Raw genomic sequence first — 14,615 nt, 5'->3', positions numbered from 1 at the left:
GCATCGTGATCACGATGCCGACCGCTTTGCTGTGTCCGGAAGTCCGGATGGCCGGGCGGGCCGGGTGGCGGTGTGGCGGGGAACACACGCTGCCGGCGGCCGGGGCCGTCGGCAGGGGGCGGGTCAGTGCGGGGCGCCGGGCGGGCGCTGCCAGTCGCCGAAGAGGTCGGGGCCGAGCCGGTCGAGGCTGTCCTGGAGGGCTTCGGTGATGTTGTCGAGGTCGGCCTCGGCCTTGCGGTACCAGGCGCGGCTGACGGCCCGGCCGACCGCGCCGAAGACGGCCACGATCAGGCGCGGCCTGGGGTCCAGGTCGGCGTCCAGGCCCTCGCGGGCCGCGATGACCGCGACGAGCTGGTCCTCCATCTCCTCGATGTGGCGCAGGCGTTGGGACAGCAGGCTCGGAGTGGTCTCGACGAGCTGCATCATCGCCATGTGGAGGTCGGCCTCCACCCCGTCCAGTTCGTCCTCGCGCACCTTGTCCAGGACCGTACGGAAGGAGGCGCTCATCGCCTCCAAGGGGTTCTCGCGCGCCGGGCGTTCCTTCAGGGCGGCGAGGAAGGCCTCGTCGATGCCGGTGATGGGGCTCAGGGCCACTTCTTCCTTGCTGGCGAAGTAGCGGAAGAAGGTGCGCTGGTGGACCTCCACGGCCTCGGTGATCTGGTCCACGGTCGTGCGGTCGTAGCCCTGGGACAGGAACAGGTTCAGCGCGGCCCGGGTCAGCTCGTCGCGGGTACGGCGCTTCTTGCGCTGGCGCAGTCCGGGGGGCGGGGCCGGGTGGGCGGCGGGTGCGGCGGCCCGGCCGGCGTCGGGGGTCTCGGAAGTGGTCACGGAGGCAGCCTACAACTTGCGCCAGTGACTGACTCTTGCCAGTGATTGCCAACAGTCAGTGACTGCTGTAGCTTCCGCGGGGTGATTTCTTCGTGGCACGTGGTGCGCAATGCCGTTACGGCGAGGGGGAGTTCGAATGACTGAGCCAGCTGTCGGCACTTCGGTGGCCGGGGCGCCGGCGGGCAGGGCGCCGTTACGCGGGCGCCCCTGGCCGACCCTGGTCGCGGTCGCGGTCGGCGTGATGATGGTGGCGCTGGACAGCACGATCGTCGCCATGGCCAACCCGGCCATCCAGCAGGACCTGGGCGCCTCGCTCGCCGACGTCCAGTGGATCACCAACGGCTATCTGCTGGCCCTGGCGGTGTCGCTGATCACCGCGGGCAAGCTCGGTGACCGCTTCGGGCACCGGCAGACGTTCCTCATCGGTGTGGCGGGCTTCGCCGTCACCTCGGCGGCCATCGGCCTGTCCAGCAGCGTGGCGATGATCGTCACCTTCCGCGTACTGCAGGGTCTGTGCGGTGCGCTGATGCAGCCCGCGGCGCTGGGGCTGCTGCGGGTGACCTTCCCGCCGGAGAAGCTCAACATGGCCTTCGGCATCTGGGGCGGCGTGGTCGGCACCTCGACCGCGGCCGGGCCGATCGTCGGCGGGCTGCTGGTGGAGCACGTCAGCTGGCAGGCGGTGTTCTTCATCAATGTGCCGGTCGGGGTGGCGGCGCTGCTGGTGGGCCTGGTCATCCTGCGCGACACCCGGGCCGAGCACGCGCCCCGCTCCTTTGACATCCCCGGCATCGCGCTGCTGTCCGGGGCGATGTTCTGCCTGGTCTGGGGGCTGATCAAGGCTCCGGAGTGGGGCTGGGGCAACGGGTGGACGCTGGGCTTCCTGGCCGTCGCCGTCGTGGCGTTCGTCCTGTTCGCGCTGTGGGAGAACCGGGCCCAGGACGCCCTGGTGCCGATGCGGATGTTCCGGTCGGTGCCGCTGAGCGCGGGCACGGTGCTCATGGTGCTGATGTCGTTCGCGTTCATCGGCGGGCTGTTCTTCGTGACCTTCTATCTGCAGAACGTGCACGGGATGAGCCCGGTGGCCAGCGGGGTGCACCTGCTGCCGCTCACCGGCATGATGATCGTCGGCTCGCCCATCGCCGGCGCGCTGATCAGCAAGGTCGGCCCGCGCATCCCGCTGGTGGCGGGCATGCTGCTGACCACGGCGTCGCTGGCGGGCATGGCCACGCTCGAGGCGGACACCTCGATGGGCCTCACGTCGGTGTGGTTCATGCTGATGGGGCTCGGGCTGGCTCCTGTCATGGTCGGCGCCACGGATGTCATCGTCAGCAACGCGCCCGCCGAACTGGCCGGTGTGGCAGGCGGCTTGCAGCAGTCCGCGATGCAGGTGGGCGGCAGTCTGGGGACGGCCGTGCTCAGTGTGCTGATGGCCTCCAGGGTGGGCGGTGTCTTCCCCGAGGAGTGGGCGAAGGCGTCGCTGCCGCCCATGTCCGCGGGCCAGGAGGCGGGGCTGCGCGGCGCGGCGGAGGTCGGTGTCGTACCGCCCGCGGTCAAGGAGATGCCTCAGCAGGTCGCCGAGGCGGTCACCGGCGTGATCCACTCCTCCTTCATCTCGGGCATGGGTCTGGTCTTCACGGTGGGTGCGGTGGTCGCGCTCGTCGGTGCCGGGGCCGCGCTGTTCACCAAGATGGGTGGCAAGGGTGCGCAGGCTTCGGACGGGGCGGCGGATCCGGGCGCCGGGCAGGACGCGTCGGCGGCCGATGTGCGGGTGCGCGGGTGAGGTGCGCCGCGGGCCGCGAAGGAGGCGCCGTCCCGTACATGACCCTTGTGGACGACGTGAGGTGATGGAGCGTCAGAAGTAGTGGAGAGTAGGGGTGTTGCCGCTCGGGACGCCGGGCGGCAACACCGGTGTGTCAGAAGCGGTAGCGCAACAGGCGGTGGGCGTAGCGCAGTTGGGGCACCGCGCTCATCATGGTGCCCGCGTAGCGCTCCAGGGGGCGCAGCTGGGACATGTGGGGTGAGTCGAACAGGGACCACTGCTCGATGAAGCGCAGGCCCGGCACCCGCCGCTCCAGGGTGCGCGGTTCGCCCACGCTCCAGCCGAAGGTGGCGCCGGTGGCCCGCAGCAGTTGGGAGTACTTCGCGAACCGCAGCGTCCATGGCAGGACGGCGTCGAACATCATCTGCCCCCGCGGCAGGCGGTTCACCAGCCGGCGCAGCATCGCTTCCCCGTCGGCCTCCTGGAGGTAGGGGGTCAGGCCCTCGGCGATGACGAGGGTGGTCCGCTCCGCGGGGATGTCCCGGATCCAGGCCTCGTCGGTGACGGAGGTGGCGATGGTGCGGTAGTTCTCCCGCTCGGGATAAAGGCGCCGGCGCAGGTCCATCACATCGGGCTGGTCGACGTCGATCCACTGTACGGAATCGGGTAGATCGAGCCGGAAAGCGCGACTGTCCAGGCCGCAGGCCAGATGCAGCACCGTTGATTCCGGGTGTTCGGACAAGAAGCGCTGGGTCCATTCGTCGAGCTTCTTCGCCCGGAATGTCACCGTCCGCTCGTCTTTGGCGGCGGTCTTGATCCTTCGAAAGTCGTAATCGATACGCCGCAGCAGATCCACTGCGGTTGCGTCTCCCAGAACGGGTTTCGGCCTTCGGCTATCGATTGCCCTGGCTTGCAAAGTGGCGAGAAGTGTCTCCTGCGCCCCGGTCAGCCGGATCGTTTCCATGGCCCCGAAGCTTCACGGAGACCTATTCGGAAAGTCAAGGGTTTACATTCTGCGAGTATCGAGCAGCGGATAAAACGGACATCTCCCCTCTATTTCGCACCCCTTTCCTAGATGTCCAGTCAGGTTCCGGAAGCGCCGGGCAAATTTTTCATCCCCTGGTTCTTGGTGGTGACATGGAGATCTCTTTGTGATTCGTTTGCCGACGCTATGCCGCAGCAGGTATGACGTGGATCACATGTTCGAGGTCGTGGAGGGGTGTTTGTGCAGGTCAGAGTGGTGATCATCGGCTAAACCAAGGCCACTGACACCTCGTCAGGTTTGGTTGCCCGTGAGCCCGGGAATTCCGCGCCGCCGGCCGTGGCCGGAACCGTCGCGGCGCTGGCCGAACTAATACGGGGACGCCGTTGACAGCAAAAACGGCCTGTGGTGATCTATCTCGCGGCAGGAATCGATCGACGCTTTGTCTAGACCTAGCCAATCGGGGGTTCACATGTTTGGGATTCATAGGTGAGTGTCAGCGTGGCGTGAACCGCTGCGCCCCGCCTTCTCGAGGCTCTGCGACTGTTCTCCGCTCAGACCCGGTGCGACCACACGGCCGGCGTCCCTCTCTTTCTCTTCTCCACCACTGAAACTCGGCACGCCGCCGGCTGATCCGGCCGTACCGAGAAATCCGTGACGATCCCGCACGGCACACAGCCGGTTTACGCAGTCCGGCTGCCGCTGCGCGGAATTTCCCTGCGGATCTGTCCGGGAAACCGGAGTCCCACACCGGATACACACGACACAGGGGTCGACATTGTCGTACGAGGAAACGTCTGTACTGATAGTCGGCGGCGGGCTGACCGGTCTTTCCGCCGCGCTCTTCCTCAGCCAGCAGGGAATCGACTGCCGGCTGGTGGAGAAGCACGAATCCACCACCGTCCTGACCCGCGCCTCCGGGATCAGCTCGCGCACCATGGAGCTGCTGCGTGACGCCGGCCTGGAGAAGACGGTCGTGGACAAGGGCCCCAAGCTCATCGAGGGCCAGCGCTGGCGCGAGCTGGGCCAGCCCGCCAACCAGATCCCCTGGGTCGTGCTGCGCTCCAACGGCGTCACCGACATGGACAACGCGGTGATCGTGGAGGAGCCGTCGCTGGACGTGGGGCATCTGAGCCCCACCAAGCCGTACTGGTGCGGACAGGACCGGCTGGAGCCCATCCTGCGCGACGAGGCGGTGCGCCGCGGCGCCCGTATCGACTTCAACACCCGCCTGGACTCCTACGAGCAGGACCAGGACGGCGTCAGCGCGGTCGTCGTGGACCGGGCGAGCGGGGAGAAGACCACCGTCAGGGCGCGGTACCTGATCGCCGCCGACGGCGTGCGCAGCCCGATCAGGGAGTCCCTGGGCATCACCCGCAAGGGCCACGGGCCCGTCGGCAGCGCCATGAGCGTGCTGTTCAAGGCGGACCTCAACTCCGCCATCGGGGGCCGCAGGTTCGTGATCTGCTACCTGCCCAACCCCGATGAGCCCGGGGTGCTGCAGATGCCGGACGTGCCCGCCGTCCTCCAGCTCTTCGACGAGGAGAACTGGGTCTTCGGCTTCTTCTACGACCCGCGGGTCACCGACCCCGCCGAGTTCACCGACGAGCGCTGCGCGCAGATCATCCGCACCGCCACCGGCATGCCGGAGCTGGACATCGAGATCCGGATGACCAAGCCGTGGGAGATGTCGCACAACGTCGCCCAGTCCTACCGCAGCGGCCGGATCTTCCTGGCGGGCGACGCCGCCCATGTGCACCCGCCGGCCGGGGCGTTCGGCGCCAACGGCGGCATCCAGGACGCCCACAACCTCGCCTGGAAGCTCGCCGCCGTCCTCAAGGGCTGGGCCGGTGAGGAACTGCTGGACAGCTACCAGGAGGAGCGGCTGCCCATCGGCGCCGCCGTCGCCGACCAGGCGTGGATCCGGCACACCTGGCGCCTGAACGACGACGAGGGGCTGCGCCGCGCGCTGCGCGAGGCGACCCTGGTCAGCACCGGCTACCGCTACACCTCCCGCGCCGTGTCCGGGCCCGGCTACCCCGAGCCGATCCCCACCGAGCACGACGTCAGCGGCCGCCCCGGCTGCCGGGTGCCGCACCTGTGGCTGGAGCGCGACGGCGAGCGGATCTCCACCACCGACCTGACCGTGGACTCCTACGTCCTGCTGACCGGGCCCGAGGGCTCCGTGTGGGCGGCGGCCGCCGAGAAGGTGGCGCACAGCACCGGCGTACCGCTGGTGACGTACACGGTCGGCGGGGGCGGTGAACTCCTGGACGTGGACGGGGCGTTCCTGACCACCACCGGGCTCGGCGCGAGCGGCGCCCTGCTGATTCGGCCGGACGACTTCGTGGCCTGGCGCACCGAGAGCGCGGTGGGCGATCCGGTCGGCGCCCTGCAGGACGTACTGGAGAGCACCCTTTCGCGCGGCAAAGACAGGTGAGAGACATGGCGACCATCGAAACCGGCAGCGGACTGTTCACCCTCGTCAATGTCTTCGAGGTCGATCCCAAGGACCAGAAGACGCTGTGCGAGCACCTGGTGAAGGTGACCGAGGACCTCATCAAGGATCTCCCGGGATTCGTCTCGGCGAATTTCCACCTCAGCCACGACGGCACCCATGTCATCAACTACGCGCAGTGGCGCTCCGAAGCGGATTTCCGCGCGATGCACAGCGATCCCCGGCTGCAGGAGCACTTCACGTTCTGCCGCTCGATCTCCAAGCCCCGTCCCATCTTCTGCGACGTGACGTACGCCTCGAAGCGGTAGGGCAGTTCACCGCGAGGAGCGCACCACGAGTACAAGGAGGTCAAGAGCGTGGCCTATCGCGCACTGATGGTCCTCAGGATGGACCCCGCGGACGCCGAGCATGTGGCGGCGGCGTTCGCGGAGCACGACAAGAGCGTCCTGCCAGGCAGGATCGGGGTGAAGCGGCGAGTCCTCTTTCGCTTCCACGATCTGTACATGCATCTGATCGAGGCCGACGAGGACATCATGGAAAACCTCTACCGGGAGCGGTCCAACCCGCTGTTCCAGGAGGTCAACCAGAAGGTCGGCGAGTTCCTCACCCCGTATTCCACGGAGTGGCAGGAGATCAAGGATTCCAAGGCCGAGGTGTTCTACACCTGGGAAGCCGACAACACCGCGAGCGCGGAAGGGAATTGATCTGTGGCAACGGGTCCGGCAGCGAAGGTTGCCGTTTCTGATGTCCCGCCCAGCGAGCGGCTGGGCGGGAAGACGCGGGCACTTCTGACGCCGACTTCGGTGGGCGCGACCTCCGGCTTCATGGGAACTTTCGACCTGGCGCCGGGCGAATTCATCAGTGAGCACTACCACCCGTACTCCGACAAGTACCTCTACCTCATCGAGGGCTCGGTCGTGGTCCGGGTGAACGGCGCCGAGGTGCAACTCGACCGGGACGAGGCCCTGTTGATCACCCGCGGGGAGCGCAACCGCATCGAGAACCGCGGTACGGGCCCGGCCCGCGCGGTCTTCCAGATCGCGCCGCTGGCCCCCCGGCCCGAACTGGGGCACGTGGACACCGAGCCGGTTCCCCACCCCGAAGCGGGCCCCCCGAAGGTCGGTGGCGTGCAGTGAGCGACCGCCACGAAAGGCGCGTGGTGATCACCGGGATCGGGGTGCGCGCCCCGGGGGGCGTGGGCGTCCCGGCGTTCTGGGACCTGCTCACCGCGGGCCGTACCGCCACCCGCACCATCTCGCTGTTCGACCCGGCCCCCTTCCGCTCCCGTATCGCCGGCGAGATCGACTTCGACGCGGCGGCCGAGGGCTTCACCGCGCACCAGAGCGCCACCTACGACCGGGCCACCCAGCTCGCCCTGGCCAGCGCCAAAGAAGCGCTCGCCGACAGCGGCCTGGACAGCGGCCGCACCGACCCCGGGCGCATCGCCGTCAGCATCGGCACCGCGGTCGGCTGCACCACGGGACTGGACCGGGAGTACGAGCGGGTCAGCTCCGGCGGATCGGGCTGGCTGGTGGACCACGCGCTCGCCGTCGACCAGCTCTTCGACTACTTCGTGCCCACCTCCATCTCCCGCGAGGTCGCCTGGGAGACGGGCGCGGAGGGCCCGGTCACCGTCGTGTCCACCGGCTGCACCTCGGGCCTGGACGCCGTGGGGTACGCGGCCGACCTCATCCGCGACGGCAGCGCCGACGTCGTCATCGGCGGCGCCACCGACGCCCCGATCTCCCCGATCACGGTGGCGTGCTTCGACGCCATCAAGGCCACCTCCGCCAACAACGACGACCCGGCGCACGCCTCACGGCCCTTCGACCGCAACCGGGACGGCTTCGTCCTGGGCGAGGGCGCGGCCGTCTTCGTCCTGGAGGAGCTGGGCGCGGCCCGCCGCCGCGGCGCCCGCATCTACGCCGAACTCGCCGGGTTCGCCACCCGCTGCAACGCGTACCACATGACGGGTCTGCGGCCCGACGGGCGCGAGATGTCGCAGGCCATCGACGCGGCCATGGCCCAAGCCGGGTGTACGGGAGGGGAGTTGGACTACATCAACGCCCATGGCTCGGGCACCCGCCAGAACGACCGGCACGAGACGGCCGCCTTCAAGCGCAGCCTGGGCCGGCGCGCCTATGAGGTGCCGGTCAGCTCCATCAAATCGATGATCGGGCACTCCCTGGGGGCGATCGGCTCCCTGGAGCTGGCCGCCTCGGCGCTCGCCATCGAGCACGGGGTGATCCCGCCGACCGCCAACTACCAGGACCCCGACCCCGAGTGCGACCTGGACTACGTGCCCAATGTGGCACGGGAGACGGCGGTGGACACGGTGCTCAGTGTGGGCAGCGGCTTCGGCGGATTCCAGAGCGCGGCGGTGCTCCGCAGGCCGCTGGGGGCCGCCTCATGACCAGGTACGACGCCGTGGTGACCGGCCTGGGGGGGGGGGCGCGAGCGCCCCCAACGGGGTGGGCACCAAGGAGTTCTGGGAGGCCACCCTCGCCGGGCAGAGCGGCATCGCTGCCATCCAGCGCTTCGACGCCTCCTCCTACCCCGTACGGGTCGGCGGCGAGGTGCTGGACTTCGACGCCGCCGAGCACCTTCCCAAGCGGCTGCTGCCGCAGACCGACCGGATGACCCAGCACGCGCTGGCCGCCACCGACTGGGCACTGAGCGACGCCGGAGTGGAGCCCGGCGAACTGGACGAGTTCAGCACGGGCGCCATCACCGCGAGCGCCTCGGGCGGGTTCGAGTTCGGGCAGCGGGAGCTGCAGAAGCTGTGGGGCATCGGGCCCGAACGGGTCAGCGCGTACCAGTCCTTCGCCTGGTTCTACGCCGTCAACACCGGCCAGATCACCATCCGCAACGGCATGCGCGGACACAGCTCGGTGCTGGTCTCCGAGCAGGCGGGCGCGCTGGACGCGGCCGCGCACACCGCGCGGCTGCTGGCGGGCGGCACCCTGCGCACGGCCGTGACCGGCGGCTTCGAGGCCTCGCTGTCCCCGTGGGGGCTGGTGGCGCAGATGCCCAACGGGCTGCTGAGCCAGGTGGACGACCCGCAGCGCGCCTATCTGCCCTTCGACGCCGAGGCGTCGGGGTACGTACCGGGCGAGGGCGGCGCGATCCTGGTGGTGGAGAGCGCGCGCAGCGCACAGGACCGCGACGCCGCCGTCTACGGGCGCCTGGCCGGCCACGCCGCCACCTTCGACCCCCGGCCGGGGTCGGGCCGGCCGCCGGGGCTGGCGCGGGCCATCGGTTACGCGCTGGAGCGGGCCGAAGTGGCGCCGCAGGACATCGATGTGGTGTTCGCGGACGCCGCCGGGGTCCCGGAGGCGGACCGCGCCGAGGCCGAGGCGCTGGCCGAGGTCTTCGGCCCCGCAGGGGTGGCGGTGACCGCGCCCAAGACGATGACCGGACGGCTGTACGCGGGCGGGGCCGCGCTGGATCTGGCCTGCGCGCTGCTGTCCATCCGGGACCGGGTGGTGCCGCCGACCATCGGGACCCGTGCCGCGGCGAACGGGCCCGCGCTGGATCTGGTGCTGGGCGAACCGCGCGAGATGGCGGTGCGCAATGCGCTGGTCGTGGCCCGCGGGGTCGGCGGGTTCAACTCGGCGATGGTCGTTCAGAAAGTGGCGTGAGCCTTTCCTTTGCGGGCTGGTCGAAAGGGCGTTGGCCGACGCGGTGCTGGCCGACGCGGTGCCGTATCGAAAGGGCGGCGGCCGAATCGGTGCCGTCAGGAACGGTGCCGTCCGACACGAGAAATGCCGGAGGTTTCTTATGGCTGAGATCGATCTCGCGCAATTGGTGGACATCGTGAAGGAGTGCGCTGGTGACTCCGACGAGTTCGACCTGAGCGCGGACATCATCGACGTCCCTTACGGGGAACTGGGTTACGACTCCCTCGCGCTGCTGGAGATAGCGGCGAAACTCCAGCAGGACCACGGGGTGGTGATCGACGAGGAAAAGATGGAAACGCTGCGCAGGACCCTCGACCTCGTCAACGAGCAGCTGCGGAAGGAGGCCGCCTGATGGCAGCGCGGACCGACAACTCGGTGGTGATCGACGCCCCCATCGACCTGGTGTGGGACATGACCAACGACCTGGAGTCCTGGCCCGAGCTGTTCTCGGAGTACGCCGAGACACAGATCCTGAGGCACGACGAGGACGGGATCGAGTTCCGGCTCAGGACCAAGCCGGACAAGGACGGCAAGGTCTGGGAGTGGGTGTCCCTGCGCAAGCCGGACAAGGAGCGTCGAACCGTATCGGCGCACCGGATCGAGACCGGTCCCTTTGAGTACATGAATCTGTGCTGGACCTATCGGGAGACCGAATCCGGTACGGAAATGCGGTGGGTGCAGGAGTTCTCCATGAAGGACGGGGCTCCTTTCGACGACGAGTCGATGACCGTACGTCTGAACCAGGCCACCCGGGTCAACATGGACCACATCAAGAATCTCATCGAGGAAAAGGCCAGGGGCTGAAGGCCGAAACCGAAGCCGAAGTCGAATCACTTGGCCCTATCTCGAAGCCAAAGCCCGAGGAAAAGGACTGGTATCGCAATGGGAACTGTGGACAACCCCGCGCAGGACACCCGTCGGCACGGCGCGGGCCTGCCCGCCGATCTGCACGCACAGCAACTCCTGCTGCTGGCCGGCGGCGGCCGGCTGGCGCGTGTCGTCCATGTCCTGGTCGAGCTGAAGATCGCCGACCTGGTGGGCGACGGTGAGCGTACGGCCGCGGAGCTGGCCGAGGCGACCGGCACCCACGAACTGTCCCTCTACCGCATTCTGCGCGGCGCCGCCGCGGTGGGGATCTTCGCGGAGGGGCCGGGCCGTACGTTCCGCGGCACCCCGCTGTCGGACGGTCTGCGCTCGGACAACGCCGGGGGCGTACTGCCGCTGGTGAAGTACAACAACATGGACATCACCTGGCGGCCGTTCGACGAGATCATGCACAGCGTCCGCACCGGGGACCCGGCCTTCGACCAGGTCTTCGGGGCGTCCTTCTTCGAGCACCTGGAGAAGACGCCGGCGGCCGGTGAGTTCTTCGAGCGCTTCATGATGCACTGGAGCCGTCAGCTGGTCCTGGACGGCCTGGACGCCATGCGGCTGAATCGTTTCTCCCGTATCGCCGACCTGGGCGGCGGCGACGGCTGGTTCCTGGCCCAGGTCCTGCAGCGCCACCCCGAGCTGACCGGCGTGATGATGGATCTGCCCCGCGTCGCCGCCTCGGCGCCGCCGGTTCTCCAGGCCGCGGGCGTCGCCGACCGGGTCACCGTCGTACCCGGCGACTTCTTCGAGGAATCCCTCCCCGAGGGCTGTAACGCCTATCTGTTCAAGGGAGTTCTACACAACTGGTCGGACGACAAGGTCGTCGAGGTGCTGCACCGCGTGCGCCGCACCATCGGCGACAGCGGGGCATCGCTGCTCGTCTTCGACCAGGTGATGGCGCCGGCCAACGAATGGGACCACGCCAAATTCCTCGACATCGACATGCTCGTCCTCTTCGGCGGCCGGGAGCGGGTGCTGGCCGAGTGGGAGGAACTCTTCGACCGTACGGGCTTCGAGCTCGTCAATGACCCCGGATACCACTGGACGATGCTGGAGTGCCGGCCCAAGTAGCCCTGTTCCCACCGATTCCCACCTTGCTGTGAGAGAAGAGGAGTGCATGAACAACGATGGTGCCGGGTCCCGGGGGCCGGGCGAGATCCTGCGGCTGACCATGGCGTTCTACGGTTCGCGGGCGCTGATCAGCGCGGTCGAACTCGATATCTTCACCGTCCTGGCGAACAAGCCGATGACCGGCCGGGAAATCTGCGCGGAGGTGGGCATGCATCCGCGCGGCGCCTATGACTTCCTCGATGCGCTGGTGTCCCTGGAACTGCTGGAGCGCGAGGGTGACATCTACCGCAACAGCGCCGCCAGCGACCGCTATCTGGACCGCAACAAGCCCGGATACGTGGGGGGTTACGCGCATCTGGCCAACAAGAAACTCTTTCCCGTGTGGGAGAATCTGACCCGGGCTCTGAAGACGGGTGAGGCACAAGTCCCCAGCGGGGGAAGCTTCTTCGACGGGTACAGCGACAAGGACGCGGCCCGCAGTTTCCTGGGTGCCATGGACGCCGTCAACGGCGGTGTGGCGGCGAGCCTGGCCAGGGGATTCGACTGGAAGGACTATTCCTCCTTCGTCGACCTGGGCGGGGCCCGCGGAAATCTGGCGGCGACACTGCTGCGTGAGCATCCGCACCTGGACGCCACCTGTTTCGACCTGCCGCAGATGGAGCCGTTCTTCACCGAACACCTCGCAACGCTCGGTGCCACCGGATCCATCCGCTTCGCATCGGGCGACTTCTTCAACGACCCGCTGCCCAGCGCCGATGTCTTCATCGTCGGGCACATCCTGCACTACTTCGACCTGGAGCAGCGCAAGGCCCTGCTCGGGCACATCCTCAAGGCGCTGAATCCCGGCGGAGCGGTGCTGGTCTACGACCGCATGATCGACGACGACCGCAAGGGCACCCCCCTTAGCCTGCTCGGCAGCCTCAATATGCTGCTCACCTCCTCCGGCGGCCGCGAATACACCTCGGCGGAATGCGTCGAGTGGCTCACCGAGGCGGGTTTCGAGAAGGTGCGCACCAGCGCCGTGAGCCAGCCGGACAGCCTGGCGATCGGATACAAGGCCGGGTAACCGGAGGGAGAGCGGTGTTCCTGGCGCGCAGAACGGCCGGGATGTTCCTGGCCCTGTGCAAGTCGCTGGTTCCCGGTCTCAGCGCGCTCGGCGGAATCTGGGTGACGCCCCTGTACGTACCCGGCTACTCGCCTTTGGAGGAATACGGGCGAAAGGCGCCGGGTACGGCGGGCGTCACCTTGGCCGGGCCGCCGTCGTGGCACCCCGAGCGGCTGGTTTCGGAGCGGGCGCCGAGTGCGGTCGAGGAGGCGCTGTGGCGGGATCTGGGGTGGCGCGGCTGATCGCGAACGCGCGGATGCGGAAAGGGGCGGAAAGGGGAGGTGTCGGCCGTGGATATCCGTACGCAGGTGGCCGGGCTGAGGGCGATACAGGACCTGGCCCGGCAGGGGCCCGGCGAGCGGGCCACCCGGGCGCAGCGGGACAAAGGGAAGCTCACCGCCCGCGAGCGCATCGAACTGCTGCTGGACGAGGGCTCTTTCCGTGAGATCGAGCCGCTGCGCCGGCACCGCGCGAGCGGTTTCGGCCTGGAGAACAAACGGCCTTACACGGATGGGGTGATCACCGGCTGGGGAGAGGTCCACGGGCGCACGGTCTTCGTGTACGCGCACGACTTCCGCATATTCGGCGGTGCGCTGGGTGAGGCGCACGCGGCGAAAATCCACAAGACGATGGACATGGCCCTCAAGGCCGGTGCTCCGCTGGTGTCGTTGAACGACGGCGCGGGCGCCCGTATCCAGGAAGGGGTCGTGGCGCTCGCCGGGTACGGCGGTATCTTCCGGCGCAATACCCGTGCGTCGGGCGTCATTCCGCAGATCTCGGTGATGCTCGGCCCGTGCGCGGGCGGCGCCGCCTATTCCCCGGCCCTGACCGATTTCGTCTTCATGGTGCGGGACACCTCGCAGATGTTCATCACCGGACCCGATGTGGTGCGGGCGGTGACCGGGGCGCAGATCACCCAGAACGGGCTGGGCGGCGCGGATGTGCACGCCGAGACCTCCGGAGTGGCGCATTTCGCGTACGACGACGAGAGCACCTGTCTGGAGGAGGTCCGCTATCTGCTGTCGCTGCTGCCGCAGAACAACCGGCAGAATCCGCCTGCCGTGCACTGCGAGGACCCGGCGGACCGGGCCGGGCGGCGGCTGCTGGATCTGGTGCCGGCCGACGGCAACCGCCCGTACGACATGCGCCAGGTCATCGAGGAGATCGTCGACGACGGCGAATTCCTTCAGGTCCACGAGCGGTGGGCCGCCAATGTCCTGTGCGCCCTGGCGCGGATGGACGGTGAGGTGGTCGGCATCGTCGCGAACCAGCCGATGCAGCTGGCCGGGGTGCTGGACATCGAGGCGAGCGAAAAGGCGGCCCGCTTCGTGCAGATGTGTGATGCCTTCAATATTCCCCTGGTGACCCTGCTGGATGTGCCGGGCTTTCTGCCGGGCGTGGAACAGGAGCACGGCGGGATCATCCGGCACGGCGCCAAGCTGCTGTACGCGTACTGCAATGCCACCGTGCCGCGGATCTCGGTGGTGCTGCGCAAGGCGTACGGCGGCGCGTACATCGTCATGGATTCGCAGTCCATCGGCGCGGATCTGACCTATGCCTGGCCGGCGAACGAGATCGCGGTGATGGGCGCGGAGGGCGCGGCGCAGGTCGTTTTCCGCAAGCAGATCGCAAAGGCGGACGATCCGGAGGCGATGCGTGCGCGGATGGTGAAGGAGTACAAGTCCGAGCTGATGCACCCCTATTACGCGGCCGAGCGGGGTCTGGTCGACGACGTCATCGATCCGGCCGACACCCGCCGGGTGCTCATCGATTCGCTGGCGATGCTCCGCGGCAAGCACGCGGATCTGCCCGCGCGGAAACACGGAAATCCACCGCAGTAGCCAACCCTTTGCAGTGAT

The 14,615-nt window shown here is 68.3% G+C and carries 15 protein-coding genes; 13 read left to right on the top strand and 2 right to left on the bottom strand.

Annotated elements, in window-relative coordinates; all coding sequences use genetic code 11:
• Nucleotides 1-123: 123 nt before the first annotated feature.
• Complete coding sequence (locus tag AC4IJH_RS20405) at nt 124-828, bottom strand: acyl-CoA-like ligand-binding transcription factor (RefSeq protein WP_490853212.1); 705 nt, start codon at nt 826-828, stop codon at nt 124-126.
• A 136-nt stretch (nt 829-964) separates the two neighbouring features.
• Between AC4IJH_RS20405 and AC4IJH_RS20400 the strand changes: the two genes are divergently transcribed.
• A complete protein-coding gene (locus AC4IJH_RS20400; protein WP_490853211.1) occupies nt 965-2,608 on the top strand; it encodes an MFS transporter in 1,644 nt (547 codons plus the stop codon).
• 133 nt (nt 2,609-2,741) lie between these two features.
• On the opposite strand, the gene AC4IJH_RS20395 is transcribed toward AC4IJH_RS20400, so the two are convergent.
• A complete protein-coding gene (locus AC4IJH_RS20395) occupies nt 2,742-3,551 on the bottom strand; it encodes a class I SAM-dependent methyltransferase (RefSeq protein ID WP_490853210.1) in 810 nt (269 codons plus the stop codon).
• Nucleotides 3,552-4,347: 796 nt separating this feature from the next.
• On the opposite strand from AC4IJH_RS20395, the gene AC4IJH_RS20390 reads away from it, so the two are divergent.
• From AC4IJH_RS20390 to AC4IJH_RS20335, 12 genes are all read left to right on the top strand, one after another.
• On the top strand, nt 4,348-6,009 hold the full coding sequence (locus AC4IJH_RS20390; RefSeq protein WP_490853209.1) for an FAD-dependent oxidoreductase: 1,662 nt from the start codon (nt 4,348-4,350) through the stop codon (nt 6,007-6,009).
• Between the two features lie 5 nt (nt 6,010-6,014).
• The gene (locus AC4IJH_RS20385; protein ID WP_490853208.1) at nt 6,015-6,335 is read left to right on the top strand and encodes an antibiotic biosynthesis monooxygenase family protein; all 321 of its coding nucleotides are present in this window, start codon (nt 6,015-6,017) and stop codon (nt 6,333-6,335) included.
• A gap of 48 nt (nt 6,336-6,383) precedes the next feature.
• Nucleotides 6,384-6,731: a TcmI family type II polyketide cyclase gene (locus AC4IJH_RS20380; RefSeq protein WP_490853207.1), complete on the top strand. Its 348-nt coding sequence runs from the start codon at nt 6,384-6,386 to the stop codon at nt 6,729-6,731.
• 120 nt (nt 6,732-6,851) lie between these two features.
• Nucleotides 6,852-7,163, top strand: coding sequence for a cupin domain-containing protein (locus AC4IJH_RS20375; RefSeq protein WP_490853206.1), 312 nt, complete (start codon nt 6,852-6,854; stop codon nt 7,161-7,163).
• Nucleotides 7,164-7,186: 23 nt separating this feature from the next.
• Nucleotides 7,187-8,440, top strand: coding sequence for a beta-ketoacyl-[acyl-carrier-protein] synthase family protein (locus tag AC4IJH_RS20370; RefSeq protein WP_490853218.1), 1,254 nt, complete (start codon nt 7,187-7,189; stop codon nt 8,438-8,440).
• Nucleotides 8,370-9,668 (top strand): ketosynthase chain-length factor, encoded by a 1,299-nt coding sequence (locus AC4IJH_RS20365; RefSeq protein WP_490853205.1) that lies wholly within the window; start codon nt 8,370-8,372, stop codon nt 9,666-9,668. Before AC4IJH_RS20370 ends, AC4IJH_RS20365 begins: the two co-directional genes overlap by 71 nt.
• 139 nt (nt 9,669-9,807) lie before the next feature.
• On the top strand, nt 9,808-10,059 hold the full coding sequence (locus tag AC4IJH_RS20360) for a phosphopantetheine-binding protein (RefSeq protein ID WP_490853204.1): 252 nt from the start codon (nt 9,808-9,810) through the stop codon (nt 10,057-10,059).
• A complete protein-coding gene (locus AC4IJH_RS20355; RefSeq protein WP_490853203.1) occupies nt 10,059-10,511 on the top strand; it encodes an SRPBCC family protein in 453 nt (150 codons plus the stop codon). The genes AC4IJH_RS20360 and AC4IJH_RS20355 overlap by 1 nt, the downstream gene beginning before the upstream one ends.
• A gap of 78 nt (nt 10,512-10,589) precedes the next feature.
• Nucleotides 10,590-11,651, top strand: coding sequence for a methyltransferase (locus tag AC4IJH_RS20350; protein ID WP_490853202.1), 1,062 nt, complete (start codon nt 10,590-10,592; stop codon nt 11,649-11,651).
• A gap of 46 nt (nt 11,652-11,697) precedes the next feature.
• Complete coding sequence (locus AC4IJH_RS20345; protein WP_490853201.1) at nt 11,698-12,717, top strand: methyltransferase; 1,020 nt, start codon at nt 11,698-11,700, stop codon at nt 12,715-12,717.
• A gap of 14 nt (nt 12,718-12,731) precedes the next feature.
• Complete coding sequence (locus AC4IJH_RS20340; protein ID WP_490853200.1) at nt 12,732-12,998, top strand: DUF6059 family protein; 267 nt, start codon at nt 12,732-12,734, stop codon at nt 12,996-12,998.
• 39 nt (nt 12,999-13,037) lie between these two features.
• Nucleotides 13,038-14,597 (top strand): acyl-CoA carboxylase subunit beta, encoded by a 1,560-nt coding sequence (locus tag AC4IJH_RS20335; RefSeq protein WP_490853199.1) that lies wholly within the window; start codon nt 13,038-13,040, stop codon nt 14,595-14,597.
• The last annotated feature ends 18 nt before the right edge of the window (nt 14,598-14,615 follow it).

The organism is Streptomyces sp. UF-297 (assembly GCF_058245575.1).
Note: the sequence above shows the minus strand (reverse complement) of the source record. Positions and strands in the feature narration are given on the sequence as shown.

Coding starts and splice junctions, on each gene's coding strand:
- AC4IJH_RS20360 (WP_490853204.1), top strand. CDS start 9,808: ATGGCTGAGATCGATCTCGCGCAATTGGTGGACATCGTGAAGGAGTGC.
- AC4IJH_RS20355 (WP_490853203.1), top strand. CDS start 10,059: ATGGCAGCGCGGACCGACAACTCGGTGGTGATCGACGCCCCCATCGAC.
- AC4IJH_RS20395 (WP_490853210.1), bottom strand. CDS start 3,551: ATGGAAACGATCCGGCTGACCGGGGCGCAGGAGACACTTCTCGCCACT.
- AC4IJH_RS20345 (WP_490853201.1), top strand. CDS start 11,698: ATGAACAACGATGGTGCCGGGTCCCGGGGGCCGGGCGAGATCCTGCGG.
- AC4IJH_RS20400 (WP_490853211.1), top strand. CDS start 965: ATGACTGAGCCAGCTGTCGGCACTTCGGTGGCCGGGGCGCCGGCGGGC.
- AC4IJH_RS20350 (WP_490853202.1), top strand. CDS start 10,590: ATGGGAACTGTGGACAACCCCGCGCAGGACACCCGTCGGCACGGCGCG.
- AC4IJH_RS20375 (WP_490853206.1), top strand. CDS start 6,852: ATGGGAACTTTCGACCTGGCGCCGGGCGAATTCATCAGTGAGCACTAC.
- AC4IJH_RS20385 (WP_490853208.1), top strand. CDS start 6,015: ATGGCGACCATCGAAACCGGCAGCGGACTGTTCACCCTCGTCAATGTC.